This window comes from Sporosarcina sp. P34 (genome assembly GCF_002743375.1).
GTDB lineage: Bacteria > Bacillota > Bacilli > Bacillales_A > Planococcaceae > Sporosarcina.
Genome location: NZ_PDZC01000007.1, coordinates 18127 through 38959 on the forward strand (window position 1 = coordinate 18127; position 20833 = coordinate 38959).

The 20833-nt window shown below is 42.6% G+C and carries 19 protein-coding genes; 9 read left to right on the forward strand and 10 right to left on the reverse strand.

Annotation, left to right across the window (positions count from 1 at the left end):
* Positions 1–42: 42 nt before the first annotated feature.
* Positions 43–1365, forward strand: coding sequence for an ATP-binding protein (locus tag CSV63_RS11030; protein WP_158233956.1), 1323 nt, complete (start codon positions 43–45; stop codon positions 1363–1365).
* A gap of 89 nt (positions 1366–1454) precedes the next feature.
* On the opposite strand, the gene CSV63_RS11035 is transcribed toward CSV63_RS11030, so the two are convergent.
* From CSV63_RS11035 to CSV63_RS11055, 6 genes are all read right to left on the reverse strand, one after another.
* A complete protein-coding gene (locus CSV63_RS11035) occupies positions 1455–2351 on the reverse strand; it encodes an AEC family transporter (protein ID WP_099695847.1) in 897 nt (298 codons plus the stop codon).
* 311 nt (positions 2352–2662) lie between these two features.
* Complete coding sequence (locus CSV63_RS16890; RefSeq protein ID WP_255397304.1) at positions 2663–2794, reverse strand: hypothetical protein; 132 nt, start codon at positions 2792–2794, stop codon at positions 2663–2665.
* Positions 2791–3261, reverse strand: a complete 471-nt coding sequence (locus tag CSV63_RS11040; protein WP_099636184.1) for a hypothetical protein — start codon at positions 3259–3261, stop codon at positions 2791–2793. Before CSV63_RS11040 ends, CSV63_RS16890 begins: the two co-directional genes overlap by 4 nt.
* Entirely contained in the window at positions 3258–4538 is a 1281-nt protein-coding gene (locus CSV63_RS11045; protein ID WP_158233957.1) for a replicative DNA helicase, read from the reverse strand. The genes CSV63_RS11040 and CSV63_RS11045 overlap by 4 nt, the downstream gene beginning before the upstream one ends.
* Positions 4519–5325 carry a conserved phage C-terminal domain-containing protein gene (locus CSV63_RS11050; protein WP_158233958.1) on the reverse strand — a complete coding sequence of 269 codons (807 nt, stop codon included), beginning with the start codon at positions 5323–5325 and terminating at the stop codon, positions 4519–4521. Before CSV63_RS11050 ends, CSV63_RS11045 begins: the two co-directional genes overlap by 20 nt.
* A 212-nt stretch (positions 5326–5537) precedes the next feature.
* Positions 5538–6911 (reverse strand): alkaline phosphatase, encoded by a 1374-nt coding sequence (locus CSV63_RS11055; RefSeq protein ID WP_369823839.1) that lies wholly within the window; start codon positions 6909–6911, stop codon positions 5538–5540.
* Between the two features lie 252 nt (positions 6912–7163).
* Between CSV63_RS11055 and CSV63_RS11060 the strand changes: the two genes are divergently transcribed.
* Positions 7164–8393: a Fic family protein gene (locus CSV63_RS11060; protein ID WP_099695850.1), complete on the forward strand. Its 1230-nt coding sequence runs from the start codon at positions 7164–7166 to the stop codon at positions 8391–8393.
* 80 nt (positions 8394–8473) lie between these two features.
* Here the strand turns inward: CSV63_RS11060 and CSV63_RS11065 are convergent, their stop codons facing one another.
* Positions 8474–9394 carry a DMT family transporter gene (locus CSV63_RS11065; protein WP_099695851.1) on the reverse strand — a complete coding sequence of 307 codons (921 nt, stop codon included), beginning with the start codon at positions 9392–9394 and terminating at the stop codon, positions 8474–8476.
* Between the two features lie 167 nt (positions 9395–9561).
* Between CSV63_RS11065 and CSV63_RS11070 the strand changes: the two genes are divergently transcribed.
* Positions 9562–9987: a DUF1284 domain-containing protein gene (locus CSV63_RS11070; protein WP_099695852.1), complete on the forward strand. Its 426-nt coding sequence runs from the start codon at positions 9562–9564 to the stop codon at positions 9985–9987.
* A 101-nt stretch (positions 9988–10088) separates the two neighbouring features.
* The gene (rpoN, locus tag CSV63_RS11075; RefSeq protein WP_099695853.1) at positions 10089–11369 is read left to right on the forward strand and encodes an RNA polymerase factor sigma-54; all 1281 of its coding nucleotides are present in this window, start codon (positions 10089–10091) and stop codon (positions 11367–11369) included.
* A gap of 265 nt (positions 11370–11634) precedes the next feature.
* Here rpoN and CSV63_RS11080 read toward each other — a convergent pair whose 3' ends face one another.
* The gene (locus tag CSV63_RS11080) at positions 11635–12888 is read right to left on the reverse strand and encodes an S-layer homology domain-containing protein (protein ID WP_099695854.1); all 1254 of its coding nucleotides are present in this window, start codon (positions 12886–12888) and stop codon (positions 11635–11637) included.
* A 458-nt stretch (positions 12889–13346) separates the two neighbouring features.
* Here CSV63_RS11080 and tatA point away from each other — a divergent pair, with 458 nt between their 5' ends.
* The 5 genes from tatA (at position 13347) to CSV63_RS11115 (ending at position 18145) form a co-directional block, all read left to right on the forward strand.
* Entirely contained in the window at positions 13347–13568 is a 222-nt protein-coding gene (tatA, locus tag CSV63_RS11090) for a twin-arginine translocase TatA/TatE family subunit (RefSeq protein ID WP_199203649.1), read from the forward strand.
* 8 nt (positions 13569–13576) lie between these two features.
* Entirely contained in the window at positions 13577–14485 is a 909-nt protein-coding gene (tatC, locus tag CSV63_RS11095; RefSeq protein ID WP_099695857.1) for a twin-arginine translocase subunit TatC, read from the forward strand.
* A gap of 661 nt (positions 14486–15146) precedes the next feature.
* Entirely contained in the window at positions 15147–16100 is a 954-nt protein-coding gene (locus tag CSV63_RS11105; protein WP_099695859.1) for an agmatinase family protein, read from the forward strand.
* 107 nt (positions 16101–16207) lie between these two features.
* Positions 16208–16843, forward strand: a complete 636-nt coding sequence (locus CSV63_RS11110; RefSeq protein WP_099695860.1) for a helix-turn-helix transcriptional regulator — start codon at positions 16208–16210, stop codon at positions 16841–16843.
* 51 nt (positions 16844–16894) lie between these two features.
* Entirely contained in the window at positions 16895–18145 is a 1251-nt protein-coding gene (locus CSV63_RS11115) for an Nramp family divalent metal transporter (RefSeq protein WP_099695861.1), read from the forward strand.
* 167 nt (positions 18146–18312) lie between these two features.
* Here CSV63_RS11115 and CSV63_RS11120 read toward each other — a convergent pair whose 3' ends face one another.
* Together CSV63_RS11120 and CSV63_RS11125 are read right to left on the reverse strand one after the other, a co-directional pair.
* Entirely contained in the window at positions 18313–19893 is a 1581-nt protein-coding gene (locus CSV63_RS11120; protein WP_099695862.1) for an ABC transporter permease, read from the reverse strand.
* A complete protein-coding gene (locus CSV63_RS11125; protein ID WP_099695863.1) occupies positions 19893–20792 on the reverse strand; it encodes an ABC transporter ATP-binding protein in 900 nt (299 codons plus the stop codon). Before CSV63_RS11125 ends, CSV63_RS11120 begins: the two co-directional genes overlap by 1 nt.
* Positions 20793–20833: the final 41 nt, after the last annotated feature.

Genomic DNA, 20833 nt, shown 5'->3' on the forward strand with positions numbered 1-20833 from the left:
GGAGTGGTACATATCACACACTTCCTCAATGAAGGCAAAAATTTGGAACTGACTAAAGGCATAGAATCGTTACAAGTGGGTCATGTGGTATATACGTACACAGACAGTAACAAGTATATAGAACACGCTACTTCCTATATAGCTGAAGGATTGGATAAAAATCACGTCATTTTGTATGTGGATCAACCAACGACTTTCGCTTCCGTTAAAGAAAACCTTCGAAATAGCGGTTATTCGGAAGAGCAAATGGATAACATTTATTTTGTGGATACCGACTTAGCATATGAAACGCATGAAGATTTTAATGCGGAGGCTGTGTTAAAGAATTTACATGACTTCTTTGAACCACATGTGAAGGAAGGTAACGTGCTTCGCGGGTGGGGATTGGTGACTTGGCGTCCTCAAAATATAAAAACGTTAGTTCCTTCGGTCGCATTACATGAACAAAACTTTGACGAATTATTCTCTAGAGTAGCGAATATCACACGGAATTATATCAATGTGTGTGCGTATGATAGTGTATCTTTATCCAGTTCACTCTTGATTGAACTTTTGCAAACCCATGAATACCATATGACGGATACGCATTTCTTACCTTCGCATTTATATAAAAAAGAGTCTCTTCGTTTTACAGGAATATCCAAACAACGGCAGTTTGAAAACGAACTACGAAATCATGATACGCGTAGAGATAAATTACACATCACGGGAAAATTGGCTACCATTATTGCTCATGAACTTCGCACTTCCCTTACTGTCATGCAAGGTCGTTTACAACTATTGGATTTAACTGACGGCAATCGTAGTGAAGCAGGTCAACTACAACTGGACGGGATCAAAATAGAATTACAGGAAATCGAACAAATCGCTTCTAAATTCGTGTCTTTAGCTGAAACACATGTAGTCAATCAAAAGGTGATCAATATTACGGAATTAATCGAAGGTGTTAAGGTCCGGATGGAGTCGGATATGGACATGAAAACCATTGAGATACATGTACAATCGGAAAACGACCAGATGAGCATTTTTGGTGATGAATTAAAAATCAGACAAGTGTTTATTAATTTAATCAAAAATGCAATTGAGGCTATGGAAACCGGAACCATCATAATTGACGTGAAAGACGATGTGGACCGTGTGACGATCGACGTTGCTGATAATGGTCCAGGTATCCCTACTGATATTCTACGTCAAATCGGTGAACCATTCATGTCATCAAAAGTAGATGGCACAGGGCTGGGATTGTTAATCTGTGAAAAAATCAGTAGAGATCACAATGGGAACTTAGTACTTCAAACAGAGATAGGAAAAGGGACGACCTGTACAGTGAGTTTGCCGAAATCATCACTAGGCTTATCACGTTGAATGCGTCTCCTTACGAAAAAGAAGCAGAAGCCATTTGAGGCTCCTGCTTCTTTTTTTGTATCTTCTTGAATGGTTTATGGTTAGTTCATTCAAATCAGTACGTTCAACAAAATACTTAACGTAATAATACTAAGTAGCGTAGAAAACAACGTGATCATGGAAACGAGTTCCGGCTCGGTATCAAATTCAATCGCATACATCGTCGTGGTGGCCGCTGTAGGCATTGCGGAAATGATGATGAGGACTGTCCCTACTAGAGGATCCACCCCCACGAACAGCACGAAAATGAAAGCCAGTACAGGTGCTACGACCATTTTCAATGCGACGCCTGAAATGACAACTTGCCAATTTGGCTTCTTACTAATCACTGTTCCTAGTTGCATGCCGAGCATGATCATCATCACGGGAATCGCGGCATCCCCGACCATGGACGTCGCAGACATAATCGATTCGGGTACAGAAATCTTGAAGTACTGGAAGAGGAAAGCGAAAATCGCAGCATACGTTGTCGGCATTTTGAAGACCATTTTTATGGATCGACCTATCCCACTCGTACTGCGTGACGCAAAATACACACCGAAGAAATTATTTTGCAGTGATTGAATCACCATGATGAAAATGGCATACGGCAGCGCTTTTTCTCCTAAGCTAAATAACACGACTGGCAAACCATAGTTTCCCGAATTCATGAAACCTGTGGCCAGTATGGAGGCACTTTCAATCTTTTTATCCCATTTAAAGATTTTCGCAATGATTTTGTTTAGTAAAACCATCGCATAAAATAGTGAAAACATATAAATCAGGATGGTCATATAACTCGCATTGAAATCCGCCTGATATAAGGAAGTAAAAACAAGGGCTGGCGTTAGTATGTAGATCGAAAGAGAAGAAATTGATTTGATATGTAAGTCTTTGACTCGTTGTAAAATGAATCCCACTGCGAATACTGAAATAATCGGTAAAATAACTGTGAAAAATAATCCCATTTATACACCTCTAATGATCCTATTATCTCAGAATCTTGATTGGACGTAGGTGTCTTTGATACACTTCAAAGACACCTTACGGATTCCATATTACTAGTCATCTTGTAAATTATCTCCTTCTAAGGCGAGAGGCCTAGTAAGGTATGGAATACTCTACTGTATACGGTATCACTTTCCATTATCTAAATATATAGTCTATTCGATTCAGTTATATTCATATAACTTTTCAGCAGAAGAGTTTTGTAACGTTTTCTGATAGGAAAGCTATGTTTCGAAGGTTTCGATATTTCCCATGATGTAGTAGATTTCATTCACCACTCCGCTATACATCTTTCATATAACGCCTCCAATTCGTCGTCTCCCATCCTTTCTACATAACCCATCGAATAATTCAAGCGCAAGCAAATTATCAAAACTAGCACTCCGCGTTCTTCCACTGTCATGCACCCACCCCCACCCGATACAGCACACGCTCTCCCGCTTTTGCATGGCCCACATATGCCGGGTACGCAATGATCTCTTTCTTATGCTCATACAAGCATTCTTCGGCACCCGTTTCCATAAAGGTCATACGGGTGATCATCAGTCGATCGGCACGTGTGATTTTTGGTTGTCGTTCGCGAAATAATTCTTCATGCAGTCGGTATACGTCCAGTGAATGCTCTGCCAGATAAAAGGCGTACCAATCATCAGGGCCGTCCATGACAAATAATTTTACTTTGCCGATATTCAAGTCGTTTTTCTCCATCATTCGCTTAATTTCCACTTCGTCGAAATCAATGGTTTTTAACTTTTTACTGTCATCTTGGAATGTCACTTGGTCTTTCAGTAAAGCCCAGTAGATGCTGTTGGCTAAGTGTGATAAGTCCATTTCTAGTGCGTAGTCGAACATGTCTTGAACTGTGATCATTTGTTTTCTCCCCTTTTGTAGTAGTTTTCTTCAAAGTTATATAGCTTGCCGGTGTCTTTGCTGTAAATCGTCTTGATCGTGCCGGTTGGTCCATTGCGGTGTTTGGCAATATCGATTTCCAGTAGATTCGTTGGCGCTTTGTCTCTTTCGTAATAGTCCTCACGGTGGAGAAGCGCGATCACGTCGGCGTCTTGTTCAATATTTCCTGAGTCCCGCAAGTCACTCATGACGGGATGTTTGTCATGCCGCACTTCAGACGCTCTTGATAGCTGCGATAAGACGACAACGGGACAGTCGAACTCTTTTGCCATCGCTTTTAATTCATTGCTGATTTGTCCGATGGCTACCGTTTGATTGTGTACATTGCCTTCAGGACGAATGATTTGTAAGTAATCGATGAATAGTATCGGTCGTTTCGATGGATTGGTTTTGATGAGATACCGAGCTTTTGCTTTGATTTCTCTGACGGTCATACCGCTTTTGTCATGGATATGAATCCCCCCACCGTTCAAGTGATTCAGCGTAGGTGCCCATCGATCTTTTTGTGGTTCAGTGAAATATTTATACGGGTCGCGCATGCGTAAACGATTGTATTCACCTGTCGAAGCGATCATTCGGTCAATCATGGTTTTACGATTCATTTCAAGTGAGAAGACGATCGGCATATGTCCATCTTTGCTGGCTTGAAGTGCCAAGTGATTGAGCACGTCCGTCTTTCCCATAGATGGCCGACCCGCGACGACGATGTACTCACAGTTTTGAAAGCCGTTCAGGATTTTATCCAAATCGATGAGTCCTGTCGATATGCCAGGCTTTGTTTGGTCCGGCAAGAACGGCCTTTCAAATTGAGTGACGAGATAGTCCGAAAGTATCGTCACCTCTCTACCGCTATTCAGTTCATCCAGTTCTTCCAGGACATGCACTACGTCATCCCCGCTCCACTCATCCTCAATCGCTTGCTGTAATATCCGTGCCGTTTCTTGCTTTTTCCATTGGTCGATGATCATCTCTTCGTATTCATCGAAACGTACGACATTCGCAAATCGTTTGAGTCCATATAGGTAATTGACTCCTCCTAGTTCGCTTGGCTCTCTCCTGGTGAGAACCGTGATATAGTCTACCGGTTTCCCTTCCTGCGCCAATTCCCGCATGACCGTGAAGATCGTTCGATGGACATGGCCTTGGAAAAATCTCGCTTGCATGTGACTATCAAGAATTAAGTAATTTTCTTCAAACATCGAACCTAATAAGCTTTTTTCAGCAAATTCGTAACTCATATGCATTCTCTCCCTTTTCAAAATCCAATGTTGGTGATGTATAAGCTTCCAATACGATCGATCGGGCCATTTCGGCTGGGGCTTCATTCAAATAATTCTCGAATTTCTCCGCATTGAATAATGTGGACGGTTGCAAGTAATTGCGGAATTGCGGATGATGGAGCCATTGCGCTGCCTTCGTATCAATCACTAGTTTGAAATCATCCACTGTGTAGCCTTCTTCGATACGCGCTTGGAGAAGGTCCATCGTCGTCTTCGAATGATGCTTAAATCGCTTGAAAGCCTTTTCGTTTAAATACTCAATGACAGAAGAAAAAGTGGCGAGATCTTTCTCGCTATATCTTTTATTCTTTGTAGTCTGTTTAAGTTCTTTGGTTATTGCTGGGAGTAAAATGTTCTCCTCAGACAGACTTTTTTGTTCGACTCTATCGACCATTTTCGTCTGCTCGAAGGGTACAAAATCACCGCACGTCTGTGACAGCTTTTCGTAATCAATCCGATACCATTTTGTTCGATCCATTGGCATTTTATTAAATTCCGAAGTGATGATCAGTTGTTCAGTTTCCAGCTTTTTCACTAGCCTTTTGACCACATGCATTTTCCAACACGGGAATTCATGCGTCCACTCTTCATACGTGTTATACACCCATCTATGGCCTTCGTTGTGGTTTTTAGATATTTGCAATCGATAATGCAATTGCTGTAGAAACAGCGCTTCATTTACGCCAACCAACGCCGCAAACTCCGGTGAAAATGGGATGCGTACGTCTTGATTGTTTTGTTTCATTGCTCTGCGCCTCCTGTTCTGTCGTTTGATGATTTGTTCTTTCATACGTCATATAGACGAATTATTCAAAAAGGATACTGGTATTTCAATTTATTTTTTATTTTGTTGAAAATGTGCGCACAAAAAAGAAGTTACGGCTCGTGTTTTGAGCTGCAACTTCTTTTTTTATCGTGACAGATTACAGATATATTTTACGGTGTTAATCGCAAGACTTACTTCTCACCCACCACAATATCAAAAATGATATCTGCATGATCCGTATTATCTAATAACCCTGTAAAGCGCTCTTTGGATGGTCCATACGCATAAACCGGTACGTCTTCACCCGTATGTCCACCAGTTGTCCAACCTGTATAAGATCGTTTGTCGATAATTTGTTTGATAGCTGTTTCAATATCACTGGCTTCTGTACCTGCCGCTTGGATGGCTTCGATTTCCTTCTTCTCTATTGGCAAACTTTCTTGATCAATGTAGCGTTTCACTGTCTGTTCTACATCGTGACCGTTTGCAATTTCTTGTGCAATGAAAGCGGGTGTACGTTTCACTGCTTTGATCGCATCCGCTGACCAATCATAGATGTCATCTGCTCCTATGGAAAATCCTCCAGTTGAGTGATCCGCCGTCGCCACGACTACTGTGTGGGGATCGCTCTTTGCAAACTCGATAGCTGCCTTGAATGCTTTCTCGAAGTCTTCCATTTCACTCATCGCACCGACAATATCATTGTCATGTCCTGCCCAGTCGATTTGGCTTCCTTCCACCATGAGGAAAAATCCATCTTCGTTTTTCTTCAATCGCTCTATCGCCGCTACTGTCATTTCTTCCAGTGAAGGAGTTTCTGCCGAACGGTCAATCATTTTCGGCATGCCGCCATCTGCGAACAATCCCAGTATTTGATCATTCTTATTGTTCAATAATTCTTCTTTTGTCGTGACGTATCCATATCCATCCAATTCGAATGAATGCGCATGGCTCAAATCTTCTCTGACAAAGTGTTTTTTTCCGCCACCTAGAAGAACATCGATTGTATGCTCACCATTGATGCGTTCATTGTAGTAATCATCAGCGATCTCGTCCATATTTTTTCTGTTTTCATTATGTGCACCATAAGCGGCTGGAGTGGCATGTGTAATTTCCGAAGTGGCGACAAGGCCTGTCGATTTCCCTGCTTCTTTTGCAGCTTCGAGGACAGTTTGCACGCGCTCTTTCTTTTTATCCACTGCAATGGCGTTATTGTATGTTTTGACACCTGACGACATAGCCGTTGCTGCAGACGCTGAATCTGTAATCGACTCCTCGTCATCATCAGGATATGTCATTTGTTGACCAACTAGGTGTTGATCGAACTCGGTTAACTCGATCTCAGGGGTAGTCGGGTCATCTTTGAAGTAACGATAAGCGGATGTATAGGAACTTCCCATGCCATCTCCGATCATAAATATGATGTTTTTAATTTCCGGTGCATCATCTTTTTTCACTTCGTCAGCTGAACTCGCTGAATAATTCCCCGTCCAGATGGCTCCCCCTATTAAAGCAGCGGATAGCATGACGACGGGCACGATGGTCTTACTCATCTTCTTCAACAATAAACAACCTCCTGTATTTGTAATCAACTTTTACTCTACTAGAAGATTATTAATATACGGAGAAGGCTGTGTAAATGTTTGGTAAGGAAACGGATTTTGAAACATCATATCCCGTTGCACACATTAGTAAGAACGCGGCTTTTAACTTCCACTTGTAAAAAACCTTTGTACATAAATTTGTCTATGTGCCAATTTAAAATGTATACTAATTTTAAAAAACGCGTATATTTGAATTAGGGAGGTGTTTGTATCATGACTTACGAAAAAATGAGTAAACTTTTTTATAAATTGAGTACGAATTCTTTTGAAGAAGAATATTTGAAGCGAATCACGGGTTATGGAAGTATGAACACACTATTGCCTATTCGTGCTTTCAGAAAAGGAAGGCTAGATCGAGAGTATTTTGAACTGTTTTATGTCATGACGCCTGAACTCATTAAACTGAACAATAAAGCTCTTTTAAATAGCGGTAAAATCCTATCGTTAGTGAGCAAATTGCCTACATTTGCAGTAGAACCTTATTTTCAGCGCTTGATTATTAACGACGCACAGAGTAATAATGAAATCGAAGGTATTCGCAGTACAAAGAAAGAACTGAGTCATGTGCTACAACGCCTGCAAGAACCGAACCCAAAAATGAAACGTTTTACAGGTATGATGAAAACGTATATGCATATTGAAGATATTGGTCCTTTTCGTACATTAGAGGATTTCCGGACGCTATACGATCATTTGGTCTCTGATGAAATTTCTACGAAGGATGCGCCGGATGGTCGTCTGTTTAGAAAAGACGAGGTGGAAGTGACCGATGGCTCAAGAATTACTCATGTTGGCTTGCAAACAGAGGCAAAAATTGAAGAAGCGCTCTTTCATCTCATACAGTTTTTACAAGATGATACGCATGCAGAGTTGTTCCGATATTTGATAGCACATTATTACTATGAATATATCCATCCTTTTTATGATGGTAACGGTCGAACAGGTAGACTGTTGGTTGGTAGTTATCTTGCCAACTATCTGGAACGCTACTCAGCAGTAACTTTCTCCTACGCAATTAATAAAGACAAAGCGAAGTATTATCAGGCTTTAGAAGAAGTCCCCTCTCCTATGAATAAGGGAGAATTGACATTTTATTTAAAAAGTATGCTGGAGTTATTGATTGCCGGACAACATAATATACTAGAAGATTTATCAATTAGCGAAGCAAAACTAGTTCGTATACAACACTTCTTGACCCATGATTCATGGAAATTAAGAAAAGAAGAGCAAGAAATTCTTTTTTACTTACTAGTATTGACCGTTTTCGGTTCCAACGAAGACATCTTGGTCAGCCGCCTCATTACCCTATCTGGCTATTCACGATACAAAGTCAAGCAGGCTCTCGATAAAATGGAAGTGGAGGGCATCGTATCCATACAACAACTTCGCCCCATGTCATACAGTCTGACTTCTGACTTTTTATATGACACACTAAAAATTTAAAAGACATGTTAGTACAAATACTCCGCTAGTTTCCCGTCGTTAAACTAGCGGATACTATTTATCACTTCACCATCTACTCCCTACCCCACAGGAGGAATGGATTTATTTCGACTCCGTATAAACATCTCCAACGTTCCTGAGCCGAAGAGAACCCCTGCCACAATAAATACCAAACCGATAAAGTGTGCGGGGTAAATGGATTCCCCTAAAAATATACTTGCGCCTACTAGTGCGAAAAACGTATTGAAGTTTAAAAAGATTGAAGCCCGTGCTGCCCCGATGGTTTGAATGGCTGAATTATACGCCATGTGACCCACAGCCGTCGCGATGAGAGCTGAGAATATGAATACGGCCCATACAGTGGAGGTTCCTTTATTCAATGCCGCAAAGCCACCTGGTTCTTTTATAAGGGCGATGATGACTAAGAGGATGGAACCGACTAACAACATGTATCCTGTCAGTAGTCTTGCGTCCATAGTTCTAGAAGCTTTTTTAATCAGCATAAAGCTAATGGCTTGGGACAAAATCGATAAGAAGATTTCTACATCTCCGAATGACGTTTTGCCTATTGTTCCACTCCCCCCAAGCACGACGATACTTACGCCTATTCCTCCGAACAGAAAGCCCATAGCACGTACACCTGTAATTTTTTCTTTCAAAATGAAAACAGCCAACGTCGCTGTCAATAGCGGTCCAAGTCCTAAAATCAGTCCTCCGTTCGCAGCACTCGTTCTAGAGAGTCCTTCCGCTAGAAAATAATGATGCATCACGACATTCGTCGCGGCGCCCCCAATGATATATAGCCATTCCCTATTTCTAGGCAAGCGAATTTTCTTAAGGAAAAATAAGATGATAAATACTAAAACGGCTGCCGACATAATACGCATAGACGTCATAGTAATCGGATCGAAATAGGTCACAAGATATTTGAGAGCGGAAACGTTCATTCCCCAGGTGAACATAACGAGTACCAATGTGATAATGACTTTTAAATCTTTCATAGTTCACTAGTCCTCTCTGCAAATTATTTTCGTATTGTGCCAATTATAGAAGCTACACTCATAATGTCAATGCCGCCAAACTTGTACTTCCCTCCCACACATGATTATGTATATACTGAATAGTAAAAGTAGTTTACTAACTTACATCTCAGAAAAGGCGGGTTTCGATGATTAAATTACGCGGACATCATATCTTTTGTTTGCTTGGGTACCGGGGAATGGGCTATTCAGCGGAGTACACCGCAAATATGACGAAAATCCATGACGTCTTACGAGAGCGGCCCGATACGTTAATTCAGATCATAAAAGGACCCGATTCGTTATGCGCTAAGTTTCCCACAGGGCAACCGTATCATTGTGAAGATGACGGGATTTATGAACGCGATTCAGTGATCTTACATAAGCTTGGATTGAAAGTCAGCGATGTACTGCCTTGGCGTGAGGTCGAAAGAAGGATTCGGCTACATGTCGTGCCGGATGATATCGTCGTTGTATGCGAGACGTGCTCTTGGCGTTCGTACGGATATTGCCAAGAAGGTGTCGAGGACATGCTAGAGTTGAGAGGATTGCGGGAAGTTCTTCACGATAAATAATTTCTTTAGAACAATAGTCCAAGTCGAAATAGCATGATATGATAAGTACATAGATATGAAAGCGCATTCATACACTTTCATTATATGAGGAGGAGATTTCAATGAATATGTCTCTCCAGCAAAAACAAGAACTCGGCTTGCGGATGACTACTGAACTCCGGCAAGCGATCGAGCTATTGCAGTTATCCACTTATGATCTAGAACTATATATACGGGAAAAAGAGTTGGAAAACCCCGTGATCGAGATACAGGATGCTGAAAGAACGGATTCATTCCAAGAACGACAGTCCACAAATTACTCCAGTCAGGAAACCCATTCAACAGAGTGGGTGAAGCAGCAAGAAGTCAGCAAGCGTGAGCAAATGCTTCGCCAAGTCGAAATCGATTTCAAAGATGTCGAGACGAAGCAATTACTTAAAACATTGATTCATAGTTTGGATGATAATGGCTATCTATGTGCAGAGATGCAGTCTATAGAAAATGTAGAGGCAGGCATTGAATTACTGCAACAAATCGGTCCGCCTGGCATAGGTTCTCGGACATTGCAGGAATGTTTGTTGCTACAAGTGAAAAGTTGCGATGAGCATCCCAAATTAATGGAAACATTCATATCGGAGTATTTGCCCTATGTGGCCGAACGTAAATGGGCAGATATCGCAAAAGGGTTGAATATTACGCTGGCTCAGGTAAACGAATTGCATGAATTTCTGCTGACATTGCACCCAAGACCTTGCCCAGAGCTTGGTAACAGTGAAACAGAGTTTATGATGCCTGACGTGATTGTAGAGGAAAAAGACGGAAAATTATCGTTTCATTTGAACGATCGAGATCTCCCGAAAATTAGTCTGCGCAAGGAGTATGTATCTTCTCTTAAAGGGACATCTGAACTGTCCTCCTATTTGCGCGACTATCATAAACAAGCGCAATGGTTGCTAACGAGCATCGAACAGCGACGCAATACAATCATTCGTATTGTTACGGATCTTCTCGAAAAACAGGACGCATTTTTTCGACATGGAAGGAAAGCTTTGCAGCCCATGACGATGAAAGATGTGGCGGACAGTATTGAGATGCATGAGTCGACAGTTAGCCGTGCCGTGTCTAGTAAAGTGATCCAAACACCTGCGGGTACATTTGAAATGCGTTCTTTATTTACTTCCAAACTGGCCGCACAGGATGGAGACAGTGTGTCGCCTTCCGCTGTCAAAACATCGATCCAGTCACTGATTACACATGAGAATAAACGGAAGCCGTTATCTGATCAAAAGATTGTGGATTTGCTCTTGGAACAACAAGGAATCACGATTTCACGCAGGACGGTCAGCAAGTACCGGGAAGAACTTCACATTCCGTCGTCAAGTAAACGGAAGTCGATTTTGTAAGCCGTATTTCTTTATGTAGAGTCATGTTCTTTATTTTTCGAATGTTTCGTCTCCACTTGTATTGTTGCAGTAATTCAATGTGCCTTAGCTAGACAAACAATACACCCAACATTATGAAAAGACGTTATACCATTCTCGTGTACCAGTCTGCAATTAAAAACAGCATATCCCTAGTCTAGTTTCGACTGGGGATATGCTGTCTTTTCTTTGTCTATACGTAGTTCTGTGAAGCCCGCTCCAAACTCTTCACCGCACGTTCCTTTACTCAATTCACAAACGATGTGAAGCCATCGGAAGAATTGAATTTCACTTTGAAGCGTCCATAATCTGAATCCAGATTGAATGTATATTGGTCAAATGTGTATTTCGCATCTGTTACCGGATCCAATTCAATTTGCTGAGTCGTTGTAACATATTTAGCCACCATATTTTTATGCCCATAGGATATAAACTCAGCTTCCAAAACTTTTTTGGCTTCATTAATTGTCAGCTGGAAGTTCTTCGTACCCACCTTCGTATACTTTAACGAATTCATCTTCCATTTAGTATCTTGTTTTTTAAATTGATAGGCCACAAATCCGCCAACAGAATAGCCATTTTGGAATTCGACCGTGTTGACATTCAGTGTATTGGAATCAGGTTGTGTAAACTCGAACCGTACCAATGGCTCATTATTAATGTATGGCAAGACGTTAGTATAGCAGTCGAGGCATTTCGGATCGTAGTAACCTTTCAAATCCCCGTCTACAAACGCTTTTGTCGCATTCATACGTAGCGTAGACTCTATATCCGAATATCTCCATTGATTCATCCGCGCATCACGCATAGTCTTCTCAAGTTCAAATGTTTTGCGATTGACGAGATCCCATGCTTTACCTTTTGTCACTTTATCGGTCGCTGGACGAGCTTCCTTTACCTTGATGGCTGCGTATAAGAACTGTGCATAGTGCGCGCGCGTAACGGGTTCATTCGGTTTAAATTCACCTTCAGGATAACCGTTCGAAACTCCACTAGCTTTTAGTGCATTGGCATGTGTATAGCCCCAGTGGTCAATATACACGTCATAAAATGAATTTTGTTTCGTCATATACAAATCAAATGCGATATCGAGAACTTTCGCCATTTGAATCCGTGTGATCGGTGCGTCAGGATTGAAGTAGCCATCTGTTCCGCCACTGAAAATGCCAGCTGCGGTCAACTTCATGATCGGGCTATAGTATGGATGATTCTTCGGTACATCATAATACGTTACCGCTGTTGTGGCTTGTGGTAATTTCAGTGCTTGGTCCAGTAACTTCGCCACGTGTTTACGGGAGATTTGTTCCTTCGGTCTGAACGTGCCGTCCGTATAGCCCCCTATAAAGCCTTTCTCCTGTAAATAGTGGATCGCTTCATAGTTCGGGTGATTCTTCGACACATCCTTGAATTCCTTTGTTGCTGCTTGCGCGGAACCCAATGATGCAAATGAAAATATAACGATCAATACAGTCCAAACGAAAATCCGACTAGTCTTCTTCATAATCTTTCCTCCTCAGTGAATTATTTTGTCGGCTGTAGGTTACTTGTTATTAGTATTCTACCAAGTTTCAAATGATTCGTATATGTTTATATTCGCAATATTTAAAATAATTTGATATTATCATTAATTCTGCCTTATTTTAAGCTTTTGTTATAGTAAAAATGACATTTGACCTATCCTATGAAGTCTGTTAGCATGAAAAGATTGTTATCCTTTTGACAAATTTCGTAGAATGTGCAAGACTGCAATGAATCCGTTCATAGTTCCGAGTCTCCCGGTAGAACAATTTATCGTATCACTGGGGATAATTTCGACTATAGCGGTCTAGACTTCATTACTGTACAAAACTTATTTGTTGTGAGTGTTAGCAATTTCACTCATAATAGTGGATACAATAATACTGCAACAGTCGGTGCACTTGCCTATCGTAAAAATTTAATAGGAAGGATGGATGGATTATGAATTTAGCAGCTATCGGCGTACCAGGGCTCATTATTATCCTTGTGATTATTTTGATTCTTTTCGGACCTCGCAAATTGCCTGAAGTCGGCTCAGCAGTCGGTAAAACTTTGGCGGAGTTTAAAAAATCTACAAAAGATATTATGGGCGATGATGAAGAGAAAACAACTAGTACTACACAAAAGACAATAGAAACAGACAAAAAAGATCTAAATAAGTAGGTGACAAGATGGATCCGTATAGTGATCAAAACTCAAAAAAACAAAGCTCGTCAGACAAAAAGGCAAAAGCTGAAGAAACCGCACTACCCGTTCACTCTGCGGAGACTTCTTCCACTGAACGGGCTGTGCCAGAAACATTAAAACCAGAACCACAAGCGGAAGAACCCAGAATGCCGCCTCCAGAGCCATCTGAAGAGGAACAGAAGGAGACAGATCCTGAGCTAATCGAGCATCTCACAGATCTTCGGAAGCAGCTTATCAAAAGTGTCGTCGTATTCATCGTTTTCTTCATTGCCGTATTCAGCACCATCAATCTATGGTTCCCATACGTTACACGGGGCTATAAGCTGATCGTTTTGAGTCCGCTTGAAGTCATTTCATTCTACACGACAATTTCCGCTGCGATGGCGTTTGGATTATCCGTCCCGTTCGTCTGTCATTTCCTCTGGCAGTTCGTCAAACCGGGTCTGACGCAGAAAGAAGGACGTTTCCTGAGCCTCTACTCCCCTGCCATTTTGATCCTGTTCGTCGGCGGTCTGGCATTCGGGTACTACGTAGTCAATCCACTGAGCTATAACTTTTTAGTAAAGCTCGGCAAAATAAATTTCGATGTCATGATTACAGCAAAGGAATATGCACGTTTCCTATTAATGACCACCATGCCGATTGGCTTGCTGTTTGAGCTCCCAATCGTCGCACTATTCCTGTCTGCGATCGGTATTCTAACATCCGAAACTATGAAAAAAGTAAGAAAGTGGTCGTATGTGGCACTCGCTGTCGTGTCCGCATTGATCACGCCTCCTGATTTTTTAAGTCAGTTAATCATTCTCATTCCGATGATTGCTTTGTATGAAGCAAGTATTTTCATTGTTATGAAAACTGAAAAACGACTGGTACCTGAAGCAGAAGCATCGTAAAGACTAGAAAAAAGCGTTCCACTTTTGAGTGGGACGCTTTTTTGCGTGGGGAATGTATTTAATGACGTGGTTGCTTACTAATTCGAGCGGCTTGTTTTGTGTCACGCTCTATGGCCAGCGCTATCCGCTCTATGTACTGACTTAAACGCTCAATCCACCAGGCCGATCGCTCAATGGCCAACGTTCAACGCTCTATTCGACCCTATCGCTCTATATCCAGCGTTAAACGCTCTATCCGCCATGCCAACCGCTCTATGGCCAACTTCAAACGCTCTATCTACCGTGCTTACCGCTCTATGTCTAACCCTAAACGCTCTATCTGCCACGCCTACCGCTCTATGGCAAGCGTTAAACGCTCTATCCGACCCTATCGCTCTATATCCAGCGTTAAACGCTCTATCCGCCATGCCAACCGCTCTATAGCCAACCCCAAACGCTCTATCCGCCACGCCTACCGCTCTATGTCTAGCGTTAAACGCTCTATCCCCACCGCCAACCGCTCAATATCCCCCGCCTACCGCTCAATCCCCACCTTCTCCCCCACCAAAAATCTACAATTTCCCCCCTCATAATTTAATTTTTTTAAAACTATTTGACAATTAGTAAAATAAGTTTTATTATTAGTCTAAGTTCTTTAAAAAAATTAAAGGTGGTTATTCATATGACAGAGATGATCTACGGCAATACTCCATGTATGTTGGGGGCTAAAAATATATCAGCAACAAAAGACTTTTCGGATGTAGACGCGATTGTATACGGTGTTCCTTGGGAAGGCGCGGTTACATGGGGAGATTACACAGGTTGCGAACTCGGTCCAAAAGTAATGCGCTTATGTTCTGCACGCTACTCGGGTTACCTTCCTGAAATCAACGACATGGATGTTTTCGAAAACGTCAAACTAGGTGATATGGGCGATGTTGACGTCGTGCCTTCTGATGTAGATGAAACAATGAAGCGCATCACCAACTTCACTTCGGAATTATGGAAATCAGGTAAGTTCGTCATCGGTCTTGGCGGCGATCACGGTATTACGTACCCTATCGTGAAAGCGATTGCAGAGCAAGATAAAAAGGTTGGAATCATTCATATGGATGCACACTATGACAACCTTCCATCACATAACGGTGACGAGTTCGCTCGTTGTAGCCCATTTGCTCGTTTGTATGAACAAGAAGGCGTACGCAATGAAAGTATTATCCATACAGGAATTCACGGACCTCGCAATAAACCCGAAAGCGGACGCAATGCGAAAGCTGCTGGTGCAGTGACTATTACGGTCAATGAAATTCGTGGCCATAAAGATTTAAAAGAGATGGCTAAAGAAATCTATGCACAGGCGTCAAAAGATGTAGATTGTGTATACTTGACGATTTGTAGTGATGTGTTGGACTTCGCATTCAATCCAGGCGGTCCAGTAGACGGAAATGGCTTAACTTCTTATGAATTACTCACATTGGTACATGAAATTTGTAAACTAGGCGTCATCGGTATGGATTTCGTGGAAATTTATCCGCAGCAAGATCCTAATCAATTTTCTGCTCACTTTGCTTCTACGTTGATCCTATATGCACTAGCAGGAAACATCCTTCATAATGAGCAAAAAGAAGGAAAATGAGCTACTACTTCTCAGACTACTTAACCTTTCGATTGAAAATAGTCGATTTTTCCAACTTTATATAGGAAAATAAGGAAAAGTATTAAAACTGAGGAGTGTTAGAAGTTATGAATCCAAACCAATTGATTTTCGATTCCTATATACGAATGGCTGATGCCATATATAGTGTGTTCAATGTGAGTTGCGAAGTGGTGATCCATGACGTGACGAAAGTAGAATCTTCTTTAATTTATTTAAAAGGTGATGTCACGGGCAGATCGGTTGGTGCCCCTACTACGGAAGTCATTTTGAGAGAATTGAAGAAGAAGCACGAGGATATTAAAGATCTGAATGGCATCATCACGAATACGACGCGTGGAAAGATGATCAAGACTTCCATTGTATTCATTCGAGATATGGATGGCAAAGTGATTGGTTTCCTTGGTATCAATTTGGATATTACGGAAATCAATCGTTTACACCATGTGCTAGAAGAAATGATTCGGCCCGATACGAGCTACGACGGGCAGCATCTCGATGAAACGTATGCGACGCATGTTGATGAAGTGTTCGACAATATTACCAAAAGCACAATAGTGGAGCTTGGAATTGACGTGGAAAACTTGAGACGTAAAGACCGAATTACTTTTGTGCGGCAGTTGGAAAGTAAGGGAATCTTTCTAATTCAAGGATCAGCTGATCGAATTGCAGAATTATTAGGTGTGTCCAAACAAACCATTTATAACTCACTCGAGGAAAAGTGACTTTTCTTTTCCTCGCCTATTCAGTGAGGACACGTAAGGGAGGAAAAGAAGATGGTCGCTAACGTACCCGCTACACAGCAAGCTAAGAAAAAAGGGGTATTATCAAAGATAAAATCGATGGGACCAGGAGCCATTATAACGGCTTCATTCATAGGTCCAGGTACTGTCACTACCGCCACTCGCGCAGGTGCTGGATTTGGTTACGCCATTTTATGGGCAGTAGTCTTCTCTATTATCGCAACCATCGTTCTTCAGGAAATGTCTGCACGACTTGGTGTCGTGTCAAAAAAGGGATTGGGCGAAGCGATACACGACCAATTTAAACAACCTTTACTGAAATTCGCTTCTATATGGCTCGTCATTATATCGATTGGCGTTGGCTGTGCTGCGTATATTTCAGGAGATTTGATGGGAACGTCCCTTGGTGTCTCTACATTGACGAATATTCCAGCCCATATTGTAAGCCCTTTCATCGGTATAGCGATTCTGTTTCTCGGATTGTCAGGTAGTTATAAATTAATCGAAAAACTAATGATTTTCCTAGTCATCGTCATGAGCGTGACGTTCATTACGACTATGATTGTCGTAAAACCTGATCTCGGCGCAGTGTTCGCGGGAGCATTTATCCCAAGTATGCCGGCCGGTTCGATCATTATGATTATCGCATTGGTCGGAACCACAGTCGTTCCGTACAACTTCTTCATCCACTCTTCTATGGTGCAAGAACGTTGGACGCAAGTAAGTGACCTGAAGGAAGCAAGATGGGACACGATCATTTCGATTTGTGTCGGCGGATTAATCACTGCTGCCGTGTTAATCACAGCTGCCTCTACGATGATGGGCATGGAAGTAACGAGTGTTGCGGACCTGTCCGTCCAACTGGAACCTTTATTTGGTTCATGGGCAAAAGTATTTATCGCGATCGGAATTTTCGCAGCAGGCTTCTCATCCGCTATCGCAAGTCCACTTGGTGCAGCAGTCGCGATCAGCAGTGTACTGAAGTGGGAAGGCGGAATGAAGAATAAAAAGTTCAAAATGGTATTCTCCGGTGTAATCATCATCGGTATTATCACATCCGCAATTGGCTTCAGCCCACTCGACGTATTGCTTGCGGCACAAGCGTTGAATGGTATTTTGCTTCCGATTGTTGCGGTTTACTTGTTTGTCATCATGAATAATAAACAATTACTCGGTGATCAGCGCAACTCCACTTCACTCAATATCATTGGAGCTATCGTCATCTTAATTGCGATTTTCCTTGGTGGGTATAGTGTAGTTGACGCAGTTCAAATGTATTTGTAAGAATGGTTGTATAGGAAAAGCGTTTCACTATAAAAGTGAAACGCTTTTTTAATTGGCTTTATGGATGGACTACTTTGCAATGATTCTAGTACAGAACTAGAGCCCTCGCTAAATGAAACAGGTGCAGGCATACATGAACATACATTTCATGATGCGTAGACCCGCCTCTATCCTTCTATATCTCGATTAGTATACCGATTCATACCGAAAACAAGCAAAATAACCGCCACCGCTAGTAACCCACCAGCAGACAACCAGTTCATGTCCTCTATCGGCAACTTGGAAACATAGCCGAACGGTGAAAGCTTTTCCATCCAATTAGGAAACTGGAATAAGCCACCTAAATAAAGTGTTAAGAATCCGTAAAATAAATAGAGCCAAACGAAGCCTGTCGCTTTTTGTGCGACGCCAATCAAACATGTGCTGATCGCAATCATCGTAACCACCGCCGGAAAATGGACGATGCTAGCTTGCCATACCGTCGGGAACGTGAATGGATCTTCCATCGACGTTGTGCCCGCTAACCATAAACCGAGTGCCGAGAAGCTCAGCATCAAAAATCCGGTACATACTGACACGATCAAATAGGAACCTAGTAACTGATTCCTTGAAACAGCGCGCCCTAGCAAATGTTCTACGCGTGATTTCCGCTCCTCACCCACTAGTTTATGAATGGAGAGCAATGCCGGAATTGTGCTAATAAATGCAAGTACCGCCATCAGCATCGGCAGGAATTGTGCAGTCAATGAACTGTTTTCATCCGCTACAATCATCGAAGCGAGCAGGTCGTTATTTTGAAAAAATGAATCCAAATCTCCGAGGACCGAACCGTAAGACAACCCGAGCACCAGCATGCCAATTGACCAGGAAATGAATGCGGTTCTTTGCAGTCGCCAAGCGAGTCCAATCGGATGACGCAATAAAATCGAAGCATGCGCACGGCCGCTTCTTGAAGGAAGAAAGCCTGAGCCGATATCGCGGTTGCCTTGCAGAACGACTGCTAGTACGAACCATAAAATACTTGTGCCTAACAAACCCACTACAGGCACCCAGTTATTATTGCTGTATGGCTGAACTTGCGTAAGCCAGCCAAACGGTGGAATCCATTCCGTAACCGACCGCATTACATAACAGCCGATCATGATAGTAAACGACAGCCCTACCGCACCCCGCGAGCTTTCCGAGAGTTGCGCGCAAACCGCTGTAACACCTGCAAAAAACAAGCCGACCGCACCAAGCGACGCACCGTAAATAAGTGATCCAGACAGCCCCATACTTTCAAACGAAAGACTATATAAGCCTATACCGATTAGCGATGCTAGTAGCAAATTGACACCGAACAACGTAAACATCGAAGCGATCAGTTGCGAATGCCGCGCAATCGGCAACGAACGTAGTAATTCTGCCTGCCCATCTTCTTCCTCTGCACGCGTATGGCGCACCATCAACAAAATATTCATGATAGCGACTGCGATGGCGGTCATCAACAGCATCTGATGCGAGACCATGGCGCCTAGTGTATAATTCGCCAAATCTCCAGGACCTACCATCGCCTCCATCGCGGGATTCTTCATCGTTTCTGCCATGATATTGCGATCTTGCTCGGTCGGATATAATTCATTGAAAGCGGGCGGTACAATAAGCGTCATGCCGATGATGCCAACGAGCCACCACATATAACGCATGCGATCTTGCCGGATAATGAATCGGGATAGACGGAGAACACCTGAAAACGGGACCCCCTTCATCACACTTCCCTACTTTCCGTAGTTTCTTCATAATGCCGCATGAACAGATCTTCCAGCGTGGGTGGCGCACTTTCAATTTTTCGTATACCGTGCGCGCTTAGTTTTTGCATAATCGCTTCCATCTCCTCTGCATCCGCATGAAATGTCCAGCCGGATTCCGTTGGCACGACATCATGGACACCTTGCCACAAAACAAGCGACTCAATCGGAGTTCGCGTCTCAACCGTCAGCTGCATCCGCGTCAAATGCCGTAGCTCATTCAACGTACCGCATTCGATCAAACGCCCTTGTCGAATGATGCCAACGCGGTCACATAGCTTCTCGACTTCCGACAAAATATGGCTCGACAGTAACACCGTCTTCCCTTCAGCCTTCACTTCCTCCACACATTGTTGAAAGATTTTTTCCATTAACGGGTCGAGTCCAGACGTCGGTTCATCTAGCAAAAATAATTCTGCATCGGAGGCAAATGCCGCCACCAAAGCAACTTTCTGTCGATTCCCCTTCGAATACGTTCTGCACTTCTTTGTCGGATCTAGCTGAAAACGCTCAAGTAATTGTTGACGTTTTTGTTCATTGATCTTCCCTTGTAAGCTCGCGAATAAATCAATGACTTCACCGCCCGTCAACTGTGGCCACAAATGTACGTCCCCTGGCACATACGCTACACGTCGATGAATGTCCACGGCATCTCGCCACACATCTTTGCCGAAAATCGTCGCGGTTCCGTTCGTCGCACGAAGCATGCCAAGCAGAACTCGAATGGCTGTCGACTTTCCTGCTCCATTTGGACCGATGAAACCGAACACTTCACCGCTCTTCACTGCTAGATCCAGTCTATCCAACGCCTGATGCTTGCCAAAAACTTTCGTCACTTGGTTCATTTCAATCACATTCATCTACATGCCCTCCTTTAGTTTGTGCTAGAGTTTGTTATGAA

What these genes read in the sequence shown, in the direction of transcription:
- tatA (WP_199203649.1), top strand. Translation starts at nt 13,347, where the DNA reads ATGAATTTAGCAGCTATCGGCGTACCAGGGCTCATTATTATCCTTGTG.
- rpoN (WP_099695853.1), top strand. Translation starts at nt 10,089, where the DNA reads ATGAATATGTCTCTCCAGCAAAAACAAGAACTCGGCTTGCGGATGACT.
- CSV63_RS11045 (WP_158233957.1), bottom strand. Translation starts at nt 4,538, where the DNA reads ATGAGTTACGAATTTGCTGAAAAAAGCTTATTAGGTTCGATGTTTGAA.
- CSV63_RS11035 (WP_099695847.1), bottom strand. Translation starts at nt 2,351, where the DNA reads ATGGGATTATTTTTCACAGTTATTTTACCGATTATTTCAGTATTCGCA.
- CSV63_RS11080 (WP_099695854.1), bottom strand. Translation starts at nt 12,888, where the DNA reads ATGAAGAAGACTAGTCGGATTTTCGTTTGGACTGTATTGATCGTTATA.
- CSV63_RS11040 (WP_099636184.1), bottom strand. Translation starts at nt 3,261, where the DNA reads ATGATCACAGTTCAAGACATGTTCGACTACGCACTAGAAATGGACTTA.
- CSV63_RS11115 (WP_099695861.1), top strand. Translation starts at nt 16,895, where the DNA reads ATGGTCGCTAACGTACCCGCTACACAGCAAGCTAAGAAAAAAGGGGTA.
- CSV63_RS11110 (WP_099695860.1), top strand. Translation starts at nt 16,208, where the DNA reads ATGAATCCAAACCAATTGATTTTCGATTCCTATATACGAATGGCTGAT.
- CSV63_RS11125 (WP_099695863.1), bottom strand. Translation starts at nt 20,792, where the DNA reads ATGAATGTGATTGAAATGAACCAAGTGACGAAAGTTTTTGGCAAGCAT.
- CSV63_RS11050 (WP_158233958.1), bottom strand. Translation starts at nt 5,325, where the DNA reads ATGAAACAAAACAATCAAGACGTACGCATCCCATTTTCACCGGAGTTT.
- CSV63_RS11120 (WP_099695862.1), bottom strand. Translation starts at nt 19,893, where the DNA reads ATGAAGGGGGTCCCGTTTTCAGGTGTTCTCCGTCTATCCCGATTCATT.
- CSV63_RS11105 (WP_099695859.1), top strand. Translation starts at nt 15,147, where the DNA reads ATGACAGAGATGATCTACGGCAATACTCCATGTATGTTGGGGGCTAAA.
- CSV63_RS11070 (WP_099695852.1), top strand. Translation starts at nt 9,562, where the DNA reads ATGATTAAATTACGCGGACATCATATCTTTTGTTTGCTTGGGTACCGG.
- CSV63_RS16890 (WP_255397304.1), bottom strand. Translation starts at nt 2,794, where the DNA reads ATGACAGTGGAAGAACGCGGAGTGCTAGTTTTGATAATTTGCTTGCGC.
- tatC (WP_099695857.1), top strand. Translation starts at nt 13,577, where the DNA reads ATGGATCCGTATAGTGATCAAAACTCAAAAAAACAAAGCTCGTCAGAC.
- CSV63_RS11060 (WP_099695850.1), top strand. Translation starts at nt 7,164, where the DNA reads ATGACTTACGAAAAAATGAGTAAACTTTTTTATAAATTGAGTACGAAT.
- CSV63_RS11065 (WP_099695851.1), bottom strand. Translation starts at nt 9,394, where the DNA reads ATGAAAGATTTAAAAGTCATTATCACATTGGTACTCGTTATGTTCACC.